General features: G+C 63.7%; 15 protein-coding genes. 4 read left to right on the top strand and 11 right to left on the bottom strand.

Annotation, left to right across the window (positions count from 1 at the left end; all coding sequences use genetic code 11):
• Positions 1-12: 12 nt before the first annotated feature.
• Entirely contained in the window at positions 13-258 is a 246-nt protein-coding gene (locus SA496_RS02055; protein ID WP_120653024.1) for a YdcH family protein, read from the bottom strand.
• Positions 259-467: 209 nt separating this feature from the next.
• On the opposite strand from SA496_RS02055, the gene mscL reads away from it, so the two are divergent.
• Complete coding sequence (gene mscL / locus SA496_RS02050) at positions 468-884, top strand: large-conductance mechanosensitive channel protein MscL (protein ID WP_120653025.1); 417 nt, start codon at positions 468-470, stop codon at positions 882-884.
• 121 nt (positions 885-1,005) lie between these two features.
• Here mscL and SA496_RS02045 read toward each other — a convergent pair whose 3' ends face one another.
• The 3 genes from SA496_RS02045 to SA496_RS02035 form a co-directional block, all read right to left on the bottom strand.
• On the bottom strand, positions 1,006-2,568 hold the full coding sequence (locus tag SA496_RS02045; protein WP_120653026.1) for a TerC family protein: 1,563 nt from the start codon (positions 2,566-2,568) through the stop codon (positions 1,006-1,008).
• A gap of 278 nt (positions 2,569-2,846) precedes the next feature.
• Positions 2,847-3,323, bottom strand: a complete 477-nt coding sequence (locus SA496_RS02040) for a DUF934 domain-containing protein (RefSeq protein WP_153921589.1) — start codon at positions 3,321-3,323, stop codon at positions 2,847-2,849.
• Positions 3,320-4,990, bottom strand: a complete 1,671-nt coding sequence (locus tag SA496_RS02035; protein ID WP_153921592.1) for a nitrite/sulfite reductase — start codon at positions 4,988-4,990, stop codon at positions 3,320-3,322. Before SA496_RS02035 ends, SA496_RS02040 begins: the two co-directional genes overlap by 4 nt.
• A 270-nt stretch (positions 4,991-5,260) precedes the next feature.
• Between SA496_RS02035 and ccoN the strand changes: the two genes are divergently transcribed.
• Together ccoN and SA496_RS02025 are read left to right on the top strand one after the other, a co-directional pair.
• Positions 5,261-6,697: a cytochrome-c oxidase, cbb3-type subunit I gene (ccoN, locus tag SA496_RS02030; RefSeq protein ID WP_280359355.1), complete on the top strand. Its 1,437-nt coding sequence runs from the start codon at positions 5,261-5,263 to the stop codon at positions 6,695-6,697.
• Positions 6,690-6,935 carry a cbb3-type cytochrome c oxidase subunit 3 gene (locus tag SA496_RS02025; protein WP_153921595.1) on the top strand — a complete coding sequence of 82 codons (246 nt, stop codon included), beginning with the start codon at positions 6,690-6,692 and terminating at the stop codon, positions 6,933-6,935. Before ccoN ends, SA496_RS02025 begins: the two co-directional genes overlap by 8 nt.
• Before the next feature lie 137 nt (positions 6,936-7,072).
• On the opposite strand, the gene SA496_RS02020 is transcribed toward SA496_RS02025, so the two are convergent.
• Positions 7,073-7,849, bottom strand: a complete 777-nt coding sequence (locus SA496_RS02020; RefSeq protein WP_120653031.1) for a ferredoxin--NADP reductase — start codon at positions 7,847-7,849, stop codon at positions 7,073-7,075.
• Between the two features lie 82 nt (positions 7,850-7,931).
• Between SA496_RS02020 and SA496_RS02015 the strand changes: the two genes are divergently transcribed.
• Positions 7,932-9,056, top strand: coding sequence for a methyltransferase (locus SA496_RS02015; RefSeq protein WP_120653032.1), 1,125 nt, complete (start codon positions 7,932-7,934; stop codon positions 9,054-9,056).
• Between the two features lie 68 nt (positions 9,057-9,124).
• Here SA496_RS02015 and SA496_RS02010 read toward each other — a convergent pair whose 3' ends face one another.
• From SA496_RS02010 to SA496_RS01985, 6 genes are all read right to left on the bottom strand, one after another.
• On the bottom strand, positions 9,125-9,265 hold the full coding sequence (locus tag SA496_RS02010) for a DUF2474 domain-containing protein (RefSeq protein ID WP_120653033.1): 141 nt from the start codon (positions 9,263-9,265) through the stop codon (positions 9,125-9,127).
• Positions 9,266-9,274: 9 nt separating this feature from the next.
• Complete coding sequence (gene cydB / locus SA496_RS02005) at positions 9,275-10,282, bottom strand: cytochrome d ubiquinol oxidase subunit II (RefSeq protein ID WP_120653034.1); 1,008 nt, start codon at positions 10,280-10,282, stop codon at positions 9,275-9,277.
• A 3-nt stretch (positions 10,283-10,285) separates the two neighbouring features.
• On the bottom strand, positions 10,286-11,722 hold the full coding sequence (locus tag SA496_RS02000) for a cytochrome ubiquinol oxidase subunit I (RefSeq protein WP_330114973.1): 1,437 nt from the start codon (positions 11,720-11,722) through the stop codon (positions 10,286-10,288).
• Between the two features lie 345 nt (positions 11,723-12,067).
• Positions 12,068-12,637, bottom strand: coding sequence for a nucleotidyltransferase family protein (locus tag SA496_RS01995; RefSeq protein ID WP_120653036.1), 570 nt, complete (start codon positions 12,635-12,637; stop codon positions 12,068-12,070).
• A 57-nt stretch (positions 12,638-12,694) separates the two neighbouring features.
• Positions 12,695-13,666 (bottom strand): XdhC family protein, encoded by a 972-nt coding sequence (locus SA496_RS01990; protein ID WP_120653037.1) that lies wholly within the window; start codon positions 13,664-13,666, stop codon positions 12,695-12,697.
• Between the two features lie 17 nt (positions 13,667-13,683).
• A complete protein-coding gene (locus tag SA496_RS01985; RefSeq protein WP_330114972.1) occupies positions 13,684-14,907 on the bottom strand; it encodes a cytochrome c in 1,224 nt (407 codons plus the stop codon).
• Position 14,908: the final 1 nt, after the last annotated feature.

Here is a 14,908-nt window from a genome sequence, read left to right as displayed (position 1 = left end):
CAAATCAAAGTGTCAGCCCTTGGCACTCTTGAGCATCCGGGCGATTTCGTCCTTCAGGGCAACCCTCTGCACCTTCAAACCGTGCAGGATGTTGTCATCGAGGGCCTTGTTGCCGTCCTCGACTTCGTAGATTTGCGAATCCAGATCCTGGTACTCCCCCGCCAACCGGGCAAAGTGCGCATCGCTCTGCAGCAGTGCGCGCATGGTGTCCTTGAACTCTGGGAATTCACGGTTGAGCGGGTGGTGTTCTAGTGGCATGGCAGCGACCCTCCTCTTGCAGCCTCACTCTCAGGCTAGACCAGGGACCACAGGCGGAAAGCGCCGCCTGACGGAAACCTCACCCGGACTTGGCACTGCCACCTCCGGCCCCTAGCATGAGCACCGGCACAAGGAGGTGGCCGTCGCTGGCAGCCTCGACCTGCTGAATTACACTTCAGCGTTGAATCCAGAACCTCAGGGAGTGAAACATGAGCTTGCTCAACGAATTCAAAGCCTTCGCCGTCAAAGGCAACGTGGTCGACATGGCCGTTGGCATCATCATTGGCGCTGCCTTCGGCAAGATCGTCTCGTCCTTCGTGGGCGACGTGATCATGCCGCCCATTGGCCTGCTGATCGGCGGGGTCGACTTTTCCGACCTGGCCATCATCCTCAAGGCCGCCGAGGGGGAAATCCCGGCTGTAGTGTTGAGTTATGGCAAGTTCATCCAGACAATCCTCGACTTCGTGATCGTCGCCTTCGCCATCTTCATGGGGGTGAAAGTGATCAACAAACTCAAACGCGAAGAAGCCGCTGCTCCCGAGCTGCCACCGGCGCCCTCCCCCGAGGAAACCCTGCTGACCGAGATACGTGACCTGCTGAAAGCCCAGGGGGACAAGCAGCCCTGAGTTGCCCGAGGCGTCCTGTGTGGAAGCGAATTCATTCGCGAATCCAACTGACCTCAGCAAAAGAAAAGGGCCGCATCGCGGCCCTTCTTCATTTCGCGACTGAAGTCGCTCCCATAAGTGATCAGGTTGCTGTTGTCAGCGGCTTGAGCAGCAGGCGATTGACCCGCCGCTCCTTCACTTCGATCACCTGCAACTGCCAGCCTGCGACTTCCAGGGAGTCACCGATGACCGGCAGGCGATCCAGCAGACTCATGGCCAGGCCTGCGAGGGTCTGGTAGTCCTCTCCGGGCTTGGCGGCAAAGCCGACGCGCTCCCCCAGCAGGCTGAGGTTCACCGCACCACTGACCTTCCAGCCCTCATCGCACGGTTCGATATCCAGGCCATCCACCTCACTGGCGTCAGGCAGCTCACCGGCGATGGACTCGAGTATGTCGGTCATGGTCAGCAGCCCCTCGAAGCCGCCGAATTCGTTGACGACGAACGCCACGTGGGTAGAGGCCTTGCGCATTTCTTCCAGGGCGCCCAGTACGGAAGCGCTCTCCGGCAGGTTCGGCGGAATCCGCAGCATCTGCTCGAACTCCGGCTCCTGCCCCTGCAGCAACTCGCGCAGCAGTTCCTTCTTGTGCACATAGCCCAGGGGCTCATCCACATCGCCGCCCCGGATCACCAACAAGCGCGAGTGCGGCGAACGCAGCAGGGCGTCACGGATGCTTTCGCGCGGGTCGTCGAGATCGATGCGCTCCACCTCGCTGCGATTGGTCATCAGCGTACGGACCTGGCGCTCCGCCAATCCCAGTACGCCGCTGATCATGATCCGCTCACGACGGTCGAAGGGCACCTTGCCAGCGTCGCCGCCATCCAACAGGTCGGCGATTTCCTCGCCTACTTCATCGGCCTCCACGCCACGGCCACCCAGCAGGCGGAGCACGGCGTGGGCAGTTCGCTCACGCACGCTGCGGTCGCCCTGGAGCTGGCGCTTGCGGCGCCAGCGCACCAGTTGGTTGGCAGCCTCGATCAGCAGCGAGAAGCCGATGGCGGCATACAGGTAGCCTTTCGGGATATGGAAGCCCAAGCCTTCGGCGGTCAGGCTGAAACCGATCATCATCAGGAAGCCCAGACACAGCATGATCACCGTTGGGTGGGCGTTGACGAAGGCAGTCAGCGGCTTGCTGGCGATGATCATCAGGCCGATGGACACCACCACCGCGATCATCATCACTTCCAGGTGTTCGACCATGCCCACGGCGGTAATCACCGCGTCCAGGGAGAACACCGCATCCAGCACCACGATCTGCGCCACTACCGGCCAGAACAAGGCGTAGGCACGGCTGCCACCCTGGCTGTGAACGCGGCCTTCCAGGCGCTCGTGCAATTCCATGGTGGCCTTGAACAACAGGAACACACCACCGAACAGCATGATCAGATCACGGCCGGAGAAGCTCTTATCGAACACCTCGAACAGCGGCGTGGTGAGGGTGACCAGCCAGGAAATACTGGCCAGCAAACCCAGGCGCATCAGCAGGGCCAGGGACAGGCCGATCAATCGCGCACGGTCGCGCTGATGGGGGGGCAGCTTGTCGGCCAGGATGGCGATGAACACCAGGTTGTCGATACCGAGGACGATCTCCAGGACGATCAGAGTCAGCAGGCCCAGCCAGGCCGTAGGGTCAACTATCCATTCCATAGGGATCAGGCTCTCGAACCAGGTTTACGGGCAGGCGCAAACGGCGCCTGCGGGCGCTGCATCGACATGCACGAAGAGTGGGCAGCGGGACGCTGCAATTCGAAATGGCGTGCGTAGACGCCGGCGGGAAGGGGGGCGGCCGCACCCGGGGTTGCAGGGGGCGGCTTACAACTATCGCTGTCCATTGGTTTCCAGTTCGGATAAACGAACCGCAAATGCTAGGTCAGAAATCATCCAGCGCTAAGTAGGGAATTTTTACCATTCATGTACGAAATCTCTCAGCGCCTGCGAAACAGTGGCCTTGGCTCTATCACCGAACGGCCATAAAGCACACTCACACCCGCCAATCCCTTCAGCGCATCCTCGGCGGATTTATCCTCGCGAACGGCAAAGGCGTCGAAGCCGCACTGACGCATATGGCTGAGTTGGTCACGCAGCACATCACCGACCGCACGCAGCTCACCGCGCCAGCCCAGGCGGGTACGCAGCAGGTAGGCCTGGCTGTAGCCGCGGCCGTCACGGAAGCTGGGAAAGTCGACGGCGATCAGGGGCACTCCTTCCAAGAGCGGTGCCAGCGGCTCGACTTCATCGTCCGGTTGCAGCAACAATCCGTCGCGGCCGTCGCGCTCACGCCAGAGCGCCAGCGGCAGGATCAGTTGCCCATCCGGCAAGGTTTCGCCCGCCTCGCGCGCCAGGGTCCAGGTGTCTTCCACCAGGCGAGCCTCACCATCCACAAGTTTGATCAGGTTGTTCATGCCGGTACCCCCACTTTGGCGTAGACCCGTTCCTTGAAGGGATCCAGGCCGATGCGCCGCACCGTATCGACGAAGCGTTCCTCCGGCTCGCGATAGTCGCGGAAGGTTTCCACCACCTTTTCGATCACGTCCGGCACCTCGTCAGCGCTGAAGGAAGGTCCGATCACCTTGCCCAGTTCGCTGTCCATGCCCTGGGCGCCCCCGAGGGTGATCTGGTACCACTCGCTGCCGCCCTTATCCACACCGAGGATGCCGATGTTGCCGATGTGGTGATGACCGCAGGCGTTCATGCAGCCGGAGATGTTCAGGCTGAGCTCACCCAGATCCTGAAGTGCCGCTGGATCAACGAAGCGCGCCTGGATGGCCTGGGCGATGGGGATGGACTTGGCGTTGGCCAGGGAACAGTAGTCGCCGCCCGGGCAGGCAATGATGTCGGTGAGCAGGCCGATGTTGGCGGTCGCCAGGCCACAGTCGCGGGCCTTCAGCCAAAGTGCGTGCAGGTCGGCCTTGCGCACGTCGGGCAGCACCAGGTTCTGTTCGTGGGCGATGCGGATTTCACCGAAACCGAAGCACTCGGCCCAGTCGGCTACTGCCTCCATCTGGACGTCGGTGACATCTCCGGGCGGGGCATCCGGTCCCGGCTTGGTGGACAGCACGACGGCGGCGTAGCCCGGAACCTTGTGCGGTTGCAGGTTGCGCGCACACCAGCGGGCGAATTCCGGGTCCCGCGCCAGTTGGCTGCCGAAGTCCAGGTCGGCCTCATCCAGGCGGGCATAGGACGGTGCATCGAAGCTGCTGGCAACGCGCTGGTACTCAGCCTCGGTCAACTCGGCCGGGCCCTCCTTCAGGTGCTGCCACTCGGCTTCCACCTCGCGGGCAAAGGCTTCGATACCCAGCGCCTTGACCAGGATCTTGATCCGCGCCTTGTACTTGTTGTCGCGCCGGCCGTGGCGGTTGTAGACGCGCAGGATGGCTTCGACATAGGACAGCAAGTGTCGCCAGTGCAGGCCGTCACGAATCTGCTGACCGAGGATCGGTGTGCGGCCGAGGCCGCCGCCCACCAATACCCGCAGGCGCATTTCGCCCGCATCGTCGCGGTACAGGTAAAGGCCGATGTCGTGCATCTGCACGGCGGCTCGATCCTGCTCGGCTGCGCAGAGCGCGATCTTGAACTTGCGCGGCAGGAAGAGGAATTCCGGATTGATGGTGGACCACTGGCGGAGAATTTCCGCCAGTGGTCGCGGGTCCAGCAACTCGTCGGCGGCCACCCCGGCGAAGGCTTCGGTGGTGATGTTGCGCACGCAGTTGCCGGATGTCTGGATCGCGTGCATCTCCACCTCGGCCAGTTGCTGGAGGATGTCCGGCACCTCGGCCAACTCGATCCAGTTGAACTGGATGTTCTGCCGGGTGGTGAAGTGGCCATAGCCGCGATCATGTTCGCGGGCGATTCGCGCCAGGCAACGCATCTGGCTGGACGACAGCGTTCCGTAGGGGATGGCGACCCGCAGCATGTAGGCGTGCTTTTGCATGTAGAGGCCGTTCTGCAGACGCAGCGGCAGGAACTCTTCCTCGGAAAGCTCGCCGCTGATACGCCGCGCCACCTGGTCGCGGAATTGCGCCACACGCTCCTGCACCAGGGCGCGGTCGTAGTCGTCGTAGTGGTACATGCAAGCGGGCTCCAGCAAGGCGGGCGGGGGCCTTCACTATGGGCGCGCGAGCCCGGCGTAAACAGCTTCAGGTCCGTCTCAAAAAACCATATCAGATTGACTTGCAGGAGCGAGCTTGCTCGCGAATGCCGGCGGTTCGCGAGCAAGCTCGCTCCTACAAGGCGCCAGCCGATCTGAGCACTAAAAAGTGCGTTTATCTGAGTCTGTTTCCCCAGCGACGGGGTTTCCAGAATGGCGGCCGCTCAGTCTTCTCAACCGAAAGGCCCGCACATGAACACCGCAATCCCGGAACCGACCTACGACTACAAGGTGGTTCGCCAGTTCGCCCTGATGACGCTCGTCTGGGGCATCGTCGGCATGGGCATGGGCGTGTTCATCGCCGCCCAGCTCGTCTGGCCGGCGCTGAACCTCGACCTGCCCTGGACCAGCTTCGGCCGCCTGCGCCCGCTGCACACCAACCTGGTGATTTTCGCCTTCGGCGGTAGTGCCCTGTTCGCTACCAGCTACTACACGGTGCAGCGCACCTGCCAGGCACGATTGTTCGGTGGTGGGCTTGCTGCCTTCACCTTCTGGGGCTGGCAGGCACTGGTGGTGATCCTCCTGGTCACCCTGCCCCAGGGCCTGACCACTACCAAGGAATACGCCGAGGTGGAGTTCACCGGCGCGGTATGGATGGGCATCGTCTGGATCGCTTACGCGGTGGTGTTCTTCGGTACGGTGATGAAGCGCAAGACCAGGCACATCTATGTGGGCAACTGGTTCTTTGGCGCCTTCATCGTGGTCACCGCGATGCTGCACATCGTCAACCACATGGCCATTCCGGTGAGCTGGTTCAAGTCGTACTCGGTCTATTCCGGCGCTACCGACGCCATGGTGCAGTGGTGGTACGGGCACAACGCCGTGGGCTTTTTCCTGACTACCGGCTTCCTCGGAATGATGTACTACTTCATTCCCAAGCAGGCCGGGCGCCCGGTGTACTCCTACCGCCTGTCCATCGTGCACTTCTGGGCACTGATCACCCTGTACATCTGGGCCGGCCCGCACCACCTGCACTACACCGCCCTGCCGGACTGGGCCCAGTCCCTCGGCATGGTGATGTCGATCATCCTGCTGGCGCCGAGCTGGGGCGGCATGATCAACGGCATGATGACCCTCTCCGGGGCCTGGCATAAGTTGCGCGAGGACCCGATCCTGCGCTTCCTCGTGGTGTCGCTGGCCTTCTATGGCATGAGCACTTTCGAAGGCCCGATGATGGCCATCAAGACCGTAAACGCGCTGTCCCACTACACCGACTGGACCATCGGCCACGTACACGCCGGAGCGCTGGGCTGGGTGGCGATGATCACCATCGGCTCGCTCTACCACCTGATCCCGCGCCTCTACGGCCGCGCGCAGATGCACAGCACCGGCCTGATCAACGCCCACTTCTGGCTGGCCACCATCGGCACCGTTCTGTACATCGCCTCCATGTGGGTCAACGGCATCACCCAGGGCCTCATGTGGCGCGCGGTGAACGAGGATGGCACCCTCACCTATTCCTTCGTCGAAGCGCTGGAAGCCAGCCACCCCGGATTCGTGGTGCGCATGGTGGGTGGCATCTTCTTCGTCACCGGCATGCTGCTGATGGCCTGGAACACCTGGCGCACGATCCGCGTCGGTGATACGCGCGCCACCGACGCGGTCCCGCAGGCGGTGGCCCATGGATAGCGAAAGCGCATACGCCCTGCTTAGCCTGGCTGCCCTGACCTTCTTCTACCTCGCCATCCAGGCCAGCCTGGGTGGCAGGAGCCAACGCCAACTGGACGAAGCCACCATGCTGCCCTTTGCCGACGACGAGCCCGTAGCCAGGCGAATGGAACGCGCCACCGCCCGCAGCAGCACGGGGTGCAGCTGTCCGGGTCGGTGTGATGGGGGGTGCGAGCGGCGAATAGAACTGGATGCCTGAGGTGAAGAACACCTGTAGGGGCAAATTCATTCGCATCTACAGGCCGGAGGTCTGCCCTGCGAAGCCGGTGAGGGGCAGCGGAGCTGCCCTTGGCGATTGAAATCGCCCCTCCAAGCTATTCATCCGCCACACACTACCTACCAGTAGTTCTCCACCGCCACCTGCCCCGGCCGGCGGGTCAGGCTCAGGTTCATGTCGCGCTTTTTCAGCACCGCGCGGGTGTCGTCGATCATCTGCGGGTTACCGCAGAGCATCACGCGGGAGTGCTCCGGGGTGAGTTCCAGGCCGGCGGCGCGTTCCAGCTCGCCGTTCTCGATCAACGTAGTGATACGCCCATGCAGCGCGCCGGGCACTTCCTCGCGGGTCACCACAGGGATGTACAGCAGCTTGTCGGCCACGCCTTCCAGGTAATCGCGGTTCTTCAGGTCGTCAATCAGCGGCTGATAAGCCAGCTCCGCAGCCTGGCGCACGCTGTAGACGAGGATGATCCGTTCGAAACGCTGCCAGACCTCCAGGTCCTGGAGGATCGACAGGAACGGCGCCAGCCCAGTGCCGGTAGCCAGCAGCCAGAGGTCGCGACCATCGACGAAACGGTCGAGGGTGAGGAAGCCGAAGGACGTCTTGTCCACCATCAGGGTGTCGCCTACCGCGAGGCGCGACAGCTCGCTGGTGAATTCGCCCCCCGGTACGACGATGGAGAAGAACTCCAGGTGCTCGTCATGGGGCGCCGAAACCATGGAATAGGCGCGCCAGACGGTGCTGCCGTCGGCCTTGGTCACGCCCAGGCGGGCAAACTGCCCGGCTCTGAAGCGATACCCCGCGTCACGGGTCGTGCGCAGGGTGAACAGGCTGGGCGTCAGGGTCTCGACATCCAGCAGGGTCTGACGGGTGAACTTCTCTTCGCTGGCGGTCATACTCCGCTCCCACTCTTTCCGATTCGTTCAAAGGCCGCTTCAGTGTCTCGCAAAGCGGCCTTCAGAAACACCGCCGGTTCTTATGCCTATATTTGCTACGCCCTTTGCCCAGCTCGATCTCGTTCGCCAGCCCGAACAGCAGGACGACCCGCTGCAGGCCTTCGATGCCGCCGATGAGTACCTGCTCAACCACCTGCACGAACAGGGCATCGCCAGCGATACGCGCATCCTGGTACTGAATGACAGCTTCGGCGCGCTGGCCGCCAGCCTGGCCACCCACGCGCACGTCACCAGCAGCGGCGACTCCCACCTCGGCCACATCGCCCTGCAACGCAATCTGGCACGCAACGAACTGGATGCCGGGCGCGTGCGCTTCGTGGCCGCCAGTGAACTGGCCGAAGGCCCGTTCGACCGGGTACTGGTGCGCGTTCCCAAAACCCTGGCACTGCTGGAGGAACAACTGATCCGCCTGCATGGCCAACTCGCCCCCGGCGCCACGGTGGTAGCCGCGGGTATGGTCAAGCACCTGCCCCACGCCGCTGGCGACCTGCTGGAGAAATACATCGGCCCGATGCAGCCATCTCTGGCGGTGAAGAAGGCACGCCTGCTGATCGCCACGGCCGAACAGAAGCCGGCACCTGCTTCGCCCTACCCCACCCGCTACCAACTGGACCAGCCACGCCTGACGCTGATCAACCACGCCAACGTGTTCTGCCGCGAAGGCCTGGACATTGGCACCCGTGCCTTTCTTCCGCACCTGCCGCGCAGCCTGGCGGATATCCGTGCGGCAGACCTGGGCTGTGGCAATGGCGTTCTCGGCATCGTTTATGCGCTGGCCAACCCGCAGGCGCAGATGACCCTGGTGGACGAGTCCTACATGGCCGTGCAGTCGGCGAAGGAGAATTGGCGCGCGGCCCTGGGCGAACGCCCTGCGGATATCCGTGCAGGCGACGGTCTGGCAGAGCAGCCGGGGGACTCGCTGGACCTGGTGCTGTGCAATCCGCCGTTCCACCAGCAGCAGGTTGTAGGCGATTTCCTCGCCTGGCGCATGTTCGTGCAAGCGCGCAATGCACTGGTGAAAGGTGGCGAGCTATGGATCGTGGGCAACCGCCACCTGGGCTACCACGCCAAGCTCAAGCGTCTGTTCCGGGGCGTGGAGCAGGTGGCGGCGACACCGAAGTTCGTGGTGTTGAAGGCGAGCAAATAGCTGCACCAGGCCACTGAAACCCTGTAGGGGCGAATTCATTCGCCCCTACAAGTAATGAGAGAGCACGCCTAGTGCGTACTCAACCCCGCCGCCGTCATGAACATCCGCAGCACGTAGGCCACAGCGCCAAGCGCCAACACGCTGAGGGCCCAGATACCCACCAGCCAGCCGAGGCGCTGCCAAAGCGGTTTCTTCTCTGACTTATCCACAGGCCGCTCCTAGTGGTAGCCGTCTTCCTGGGTCACCTTGCCGCGGAACACGTAGTAGCTCCAGGCGGTGTACATCAGGATGAAGGGGATGATGAACAGCGCGCCCACCAACATGAACCCCTGGCTCTGCGGCGGTGCCGCTGCTTCCCAGATGGAAATGGACGGTGGGATTACGTTGGGCCAGAGGCTGATGCCCAGGCCGCTGTAGCCGAGGAAGATCAGCACCAGCGTCAGCACGAAGGGCGAGTGGTGGGCGTTGTTCGCCACGGCGCGCAGCAACGCCCAGGTGCACACCAGCACCAGGATCGGTACCGGCATGAACCAGAACAGGTTGGGCAGACTGAACCAGCGGGTAGCGATTTCCTCGTGGGCCAGCGGCGTCCAGATGCTGACGAGGCCGGTAATCGCCAGCATCACCAGCACCAGCGGTCGCGCCAGGTCGTGCATCTGCTGCTGCAAGCGGCCTTCGGTCTTCATGATCAGCCAGGTGCAGCCGAGCAACGCGTAAGCGGCGATCAGACCCAGGCCGCAGAACATCGGGAAAGGCGCCAGCCAGTCCAGCGAGCCACCGGCAAAGGTGCGGTTCACCACCGGGATGCCCTCGATGAACGCGCCCAGCGCAACACCCTGGAAGAACGTGGCGGCGATGGAACCGCCGATGAACGCCTTGTCCCACAGGTGGCGCTTGGCCGGCTTGGCCTTGAAGCGGAACTCGAAGGCCACGCCACGGAAGATCAACCCCAGCAGCATCAGGATCAGCGGCAGGTAGAGCGCCGAAAGCACCACCGAGTACGCCAGCGGGAAAGCGCCGAACAGGCCGGCGCCCCCCAGGATCAGCCACGTCTCGTTGCCGTCCCAGACCGGCGCGACGGTGTTCATCATCACGTCGCGCTCGCCGTCATCCTTGACGAAGGGGAAGAGGATGCCGATTCCGAGATCGAAACCATCCATCACCACGTACATCATCACGCCGAAGATGATGATGATCGCCCAGATCAGTGAAAGATCGACGCCCATGGTTCAGCTCCTTACCTCGGTAACATTGTCGTCATCGTCCATACCCTCTTCGGTCGCCGAGAGCGGGCGTGCAGGCGTGCGGTGCTGGCCGGGGCCGCCGATACCCTGTTCCTTGCCCTCGTGGGTGACCGGGCCCTTGCGCACCAGGCGCATCATGTAGCCCAGGCCCGCGCCGAAGAGCACGAAGTACACCACCACGAAGCTCACCAGGGTCAGGCTCATCTGCGTCACGCTGTGGTTGGACACCGCATCGGCCGTGCGCATCAAGCCATAGACCACCCAGGGCTGGCGGCCCATCTCGGTGGTGAACCAGCCGGCGAGGATCGCGATCAACCCGGACGGGCCCATCCACAAGCACAGGTAGAGGAACGGCCGGGACTGGAACAGCCCGCCGCGCCAGCGCAGCCACAGACTCCAGATGCCGGTGAGGATCATCAGCATGCCCAGGCCCGCCATGATGCGGAATGACCAGAACACCACAGTGGAGTTGGGCCGGTCTTCCTTGGGGAACTCCTTCAGCGCCGGTACCTGCTTGTCCAGGCTGTGGGTCAGGATCAGGCTGCCGAGATAGGGAACCTCGACCTTGAAGCGGGTTTCCTCACGCTCCATGTCCGGCCAGCCGAAGAGGATCAGCGGGGTGGCTTCGCCACTGCTGTTGTCCCAGTGGCCTTCCATCGCGGCGATCTTCGCCGGCTGGTGCTTGAGGGTATTGAGGCCGTGCAGGTCACCGATGAACGCCTGTACCGGGGCCACGATCAGCGCCATCCACATGGCCATGGAGAGCATCTTGCGGATCGCCGGGTTGTCGCGGCCGCGCAGCAGGTGCCAGGCCGCCGAGGCGCCGACGAAGAAGGCGGTGGCGAGGAAGGCGGCGGTGGCCATGTGCAGCAGGCGATAGGGGAAGGACGGGTTGAAGATCACCGCCAGCCAGTCCACCGGTACCACGCGGCCGTCGATGATCTCGAAGCCCTGCGGGGTCTGCATCCAGCTGTTGGAGGCGAGGATCCAGAAGGTGGAAATGATGGTGCCGATGGCCACCATCACCGTGGAGAAGAAGTGCAGGCTCGGACCCACGCGATTCCATCCGAACAGCATGACGCCGAGGAAGCCGGCCTCGAGGAAGAACGCGGTGAGCACCTCATAGGTCAGCAGCGGCCCGGTGACCGCGCCGGCGAAGTCGGAGAAGGCGCTCCAGTTGGTACCGAACTGGTAGGCCATGACCAGGCCCGAGACCACGCCCATGCCGAAGTTCACGGCGAATATCTTCGACCAGAAGTGATAGAGGTCGCGGTAGACCTCCTCGCGGGTCTTCAGCCACAACCCTTCCAGGACGGCGAGGTAGCTCGCCAGGCCGATGGTGATGGCCGGGAAGATGATGTGGAAGGACACGGTGAAGGCGAACTGCATTCGGGCGAGATCGAGAGCCTCCAATCCGAACATGGCGAATCCTCTAATCAGATTGATACGGGTACAGGTCCCGAACGACTCCATCGGATAGAGGAGCCGGGCCGGACCGAATTGTTCTTGTGGGGTCTGCTGCGACTGGATGCGGGCCAGGTCGGCCCTTCACAAACCCGCGCCGGGGGTTTTGACGCGGATCAAGCAATGCATAGAGAGTAGCCGGTCAAGGCATTTTGGAAGCTGTGGTTCGTTGCCGCGCGACAGGTTGCCGCGCGGCCGCGCGCCGCATGGAGTGCGGGGGACTGTAGGTTGTGGCAGAGCGCAGCGAAGCCCAACGACGCGCTTGTTTCGGATTTGCTGGGTTTCGCTGCGCTCTACGCCAACCTACGGTAGAAGTGCCTCGGGGCTGTCCACATCCCGCAGCACCCCCGGATCGTCCACCCCAACCGCCACCCAGGCGGCCGCATGGGCACGCAGAACCCGGCGCGCCCCTTCATCGCCGGTCAAGGCGCAGAGTTCCGGCCAGAATTCCCGGCCGAACAGCACGGGATGACCACGCTCATCGTGATGGACAGGGAAAACGATACGGCCCGGCGCAGCCTTGCCCAGTAGCGCGCGGAGGCTGGATTCAGCGATCCAGGGCATGTCCCCGAGCAATACGGCGATGGCGTCGGCCTCGCCATTGGCAAGTGCCCGCGCACCGGCCGCGAGGCTGTGGCCCATGCCCCGCCCGGCATCTTCACAAAGGATGATGTTGCAGCCCTCCGGCAACCCCAACACCGTCGGGTCGTCCTCCGGGCGCAGCACCACTTGCACCTCGTCGAACACCGTCCTGGCCCGCTCAAGACTGGCTGCCAGCAGCGTGCGGCCGTCGGCCAGGGTGGCGCGACGCTTGTCGCTGCCAAAGCGGGTACCGAAGCCAGCGGCGAGGATCAGGGCGGGGACATTGGACATCCTTCATCTCCCGGGGCGATGGAACTGTAGGGGATTGGTGCGACTGACTTCGTTTGATCAAACCCTTTCCCGCGCAATCCCATTACGAACCCGCAGGATATCCGCGAGCACCGCCAGGGCGATTTCGGACGGGGTCTTGCTGCCCAGGTTGAGGCCGATGGGAGCAATGATGCGGTCGAGTTCCGCCTCGTTCAGGCCGCCGATCCGCCGCAGGCGCTCCATACGCTTGGCGCTGGTGGCCATCGAGCCCATCACGCCGATGTAGAAAGCCTCGGTGCGCACCGCTTCGATCATCGCCAGATCGTCGATCTTAGGATCGTGGGTCAGGGCGACCACGGCGGTATCGGCATGACAACCGCCCAGGCGGATGAACTCCGAGGGCAGTTCGCGGCGGATTTCCACGCCCGGCAGCTCGACGCCCTGCAGCGCCTCGTCACGCGGGTCGCAGAGCACCACTTCAAAGCCCAGGCTCTGGCCAAACTCGGCGCATACCTGGGCCACCGTGGAGTAACCCGCCAGCAGCAGGCGCTGGGCGGCACCGACGCGCAGGTGCAGCAGGTCGCCCAGGCGCTCCACCCGCGGGCCATGCTCGCGGTCCGGCAACAACCGACGCGCGCCCTCGGGCAGGGCGACCTCGCGGATCAAGCGGCGCTGGCCGGCCAAGGCCGTTTCCAGCTCTCGCAGGTGCGCCTGGACATCACAATCGGAGGGCAGGTTTTCCACCAGCACGTCGAGAATGCCGCCGCAGGGCAGACGGATCGACGAATGGGTATCGCTGCCGTCGCCATAACGCACCAGCTGAACTGGCTCGGCGAAGGCACCGGCGACCAGGCGTTCGAGGAAGTCATCCTCGACACAACCGCCCGACAGCGAGCCGATCCAGTGCCCGTCGGCGGTGGCCGCCAGCAGGGAACCCGGCGCGCGAGGCGCCGAGCCATAGGTCGCGAGGACCGTGCAGAGCCACACGCGCTGGCCAGAAGCGGACCACTCCAGCGCCTTGCGCACCACCAGCAGATCGAGGTGTTGCATCGTGGGAAATACCCTAATCAGTGAGACGACAGGACCTCGCCGCGCAGCTCCGACACCCGCTCAGGGCTCACCTCTCCCTCAAGTCCGCCCCAGGTCTGGCGCAGGTAATTGAGCAGGTCGCGCATCTGGCCGTCGTCGAGTTTATCCCTGAAGCCGGGCATTGGCTGCATCCGTTCGAAACCGGTGAACTGCTGTTCGCGAATGCCGTCGTCGATCACCCGTAGCAGGTTGCGGGAATCCGCCAGGCGCAGGGTGGTGTTGCCGTTCATGGCAACCGCCACGTGCGGCACGCCCTCTCCTGCCGCGCCATGGCAACCGGCACAGACGTTGAGGTAGTCCTGGCGACCGCGAGCGGCGCTTTCGCCCAGTTTCGCCTCGGCCACGGCGGCTATCTTGCGCGGCGCCGGCGGCTCTTCGCCCAGCAGGTAGGTGGCCATGGCGCGGTGATCATCCTGAGGCAGGTACTGAGTGCTGTGGTGCAGCACCGGGTACATCTCGTTGAATACCGAACCCTGATCGCTGATGCCGTGCTTGAGGAAGGTGGACAAGTCGTCCGTGGTCCAGCCGCGCTCGGCCAGGTCCTTGGCCAACAGGCTCGGTGCCTCGTAGCCGAGGATCACGCCGCCGGTCATGCGCAGGTCCTGCTGCAGGGCACCCAGCGCGTTACGCGGGGTATGGCACTCGCCGCAGTGGCCGAGCACTTCCACCAGGTACTGCCCGCGCTGCCACTCCTCGCCCTTGCCATCAGCCGCTTCGAGCTGCACCCGGTTCTTATAAAGCATGTTCCAGAAGGTCATGCCGAAGCGGACGTTGAACGGGAAGGCCAGGTCGGTCTTCGGGCTCGGTTTGGCAATGGGCTCCAGGCTCATCAGGTAGGCGTAGATGGCGTCGGAGTCTTCACGCTTGAGCAGGTGGTACGAGGTGTAGGGCATGGCGGGGTAGAGCTTGCCACCGTCCTTGCGCTCACCCTGGGTCACCGCCTTGAAGAACTCGTCGGCACTGTACTGACCGATGCCGTGCTCCTTGTCCGGCGTGATGTTGGTGCCGTAGATGGTGCCGAACGGCGACACCAGCGGCAGACCGCCCGCGTACTCGGCACCGCCTTCGATGCTGTGGCAGGCCACGCAGTCGGCGGCGCGGGCCAGGTACTTGCCGCGCTCGATCAGCGCCTTGTCCGCGGGCTGTTCAGCGGCAGGGGCAGTCAGGGGCAGCAGCAGCGCCGCGAGGAGAATTGCACGCATC

It is taken from the genome of Pseudomonas sp. JS3066, assembly GCF_036328175.1.
Classification (GTDB): Bacteria; Pseudomonadota; Gammaproteobacteria; order Pseudomonadales; family Pseudomonadaceae; genus Metapseudomonas.
Note: the sequence above shows the minus strand (reverse complement) of the source record. Positions and strands in the feature narration are given on the sequence as shown.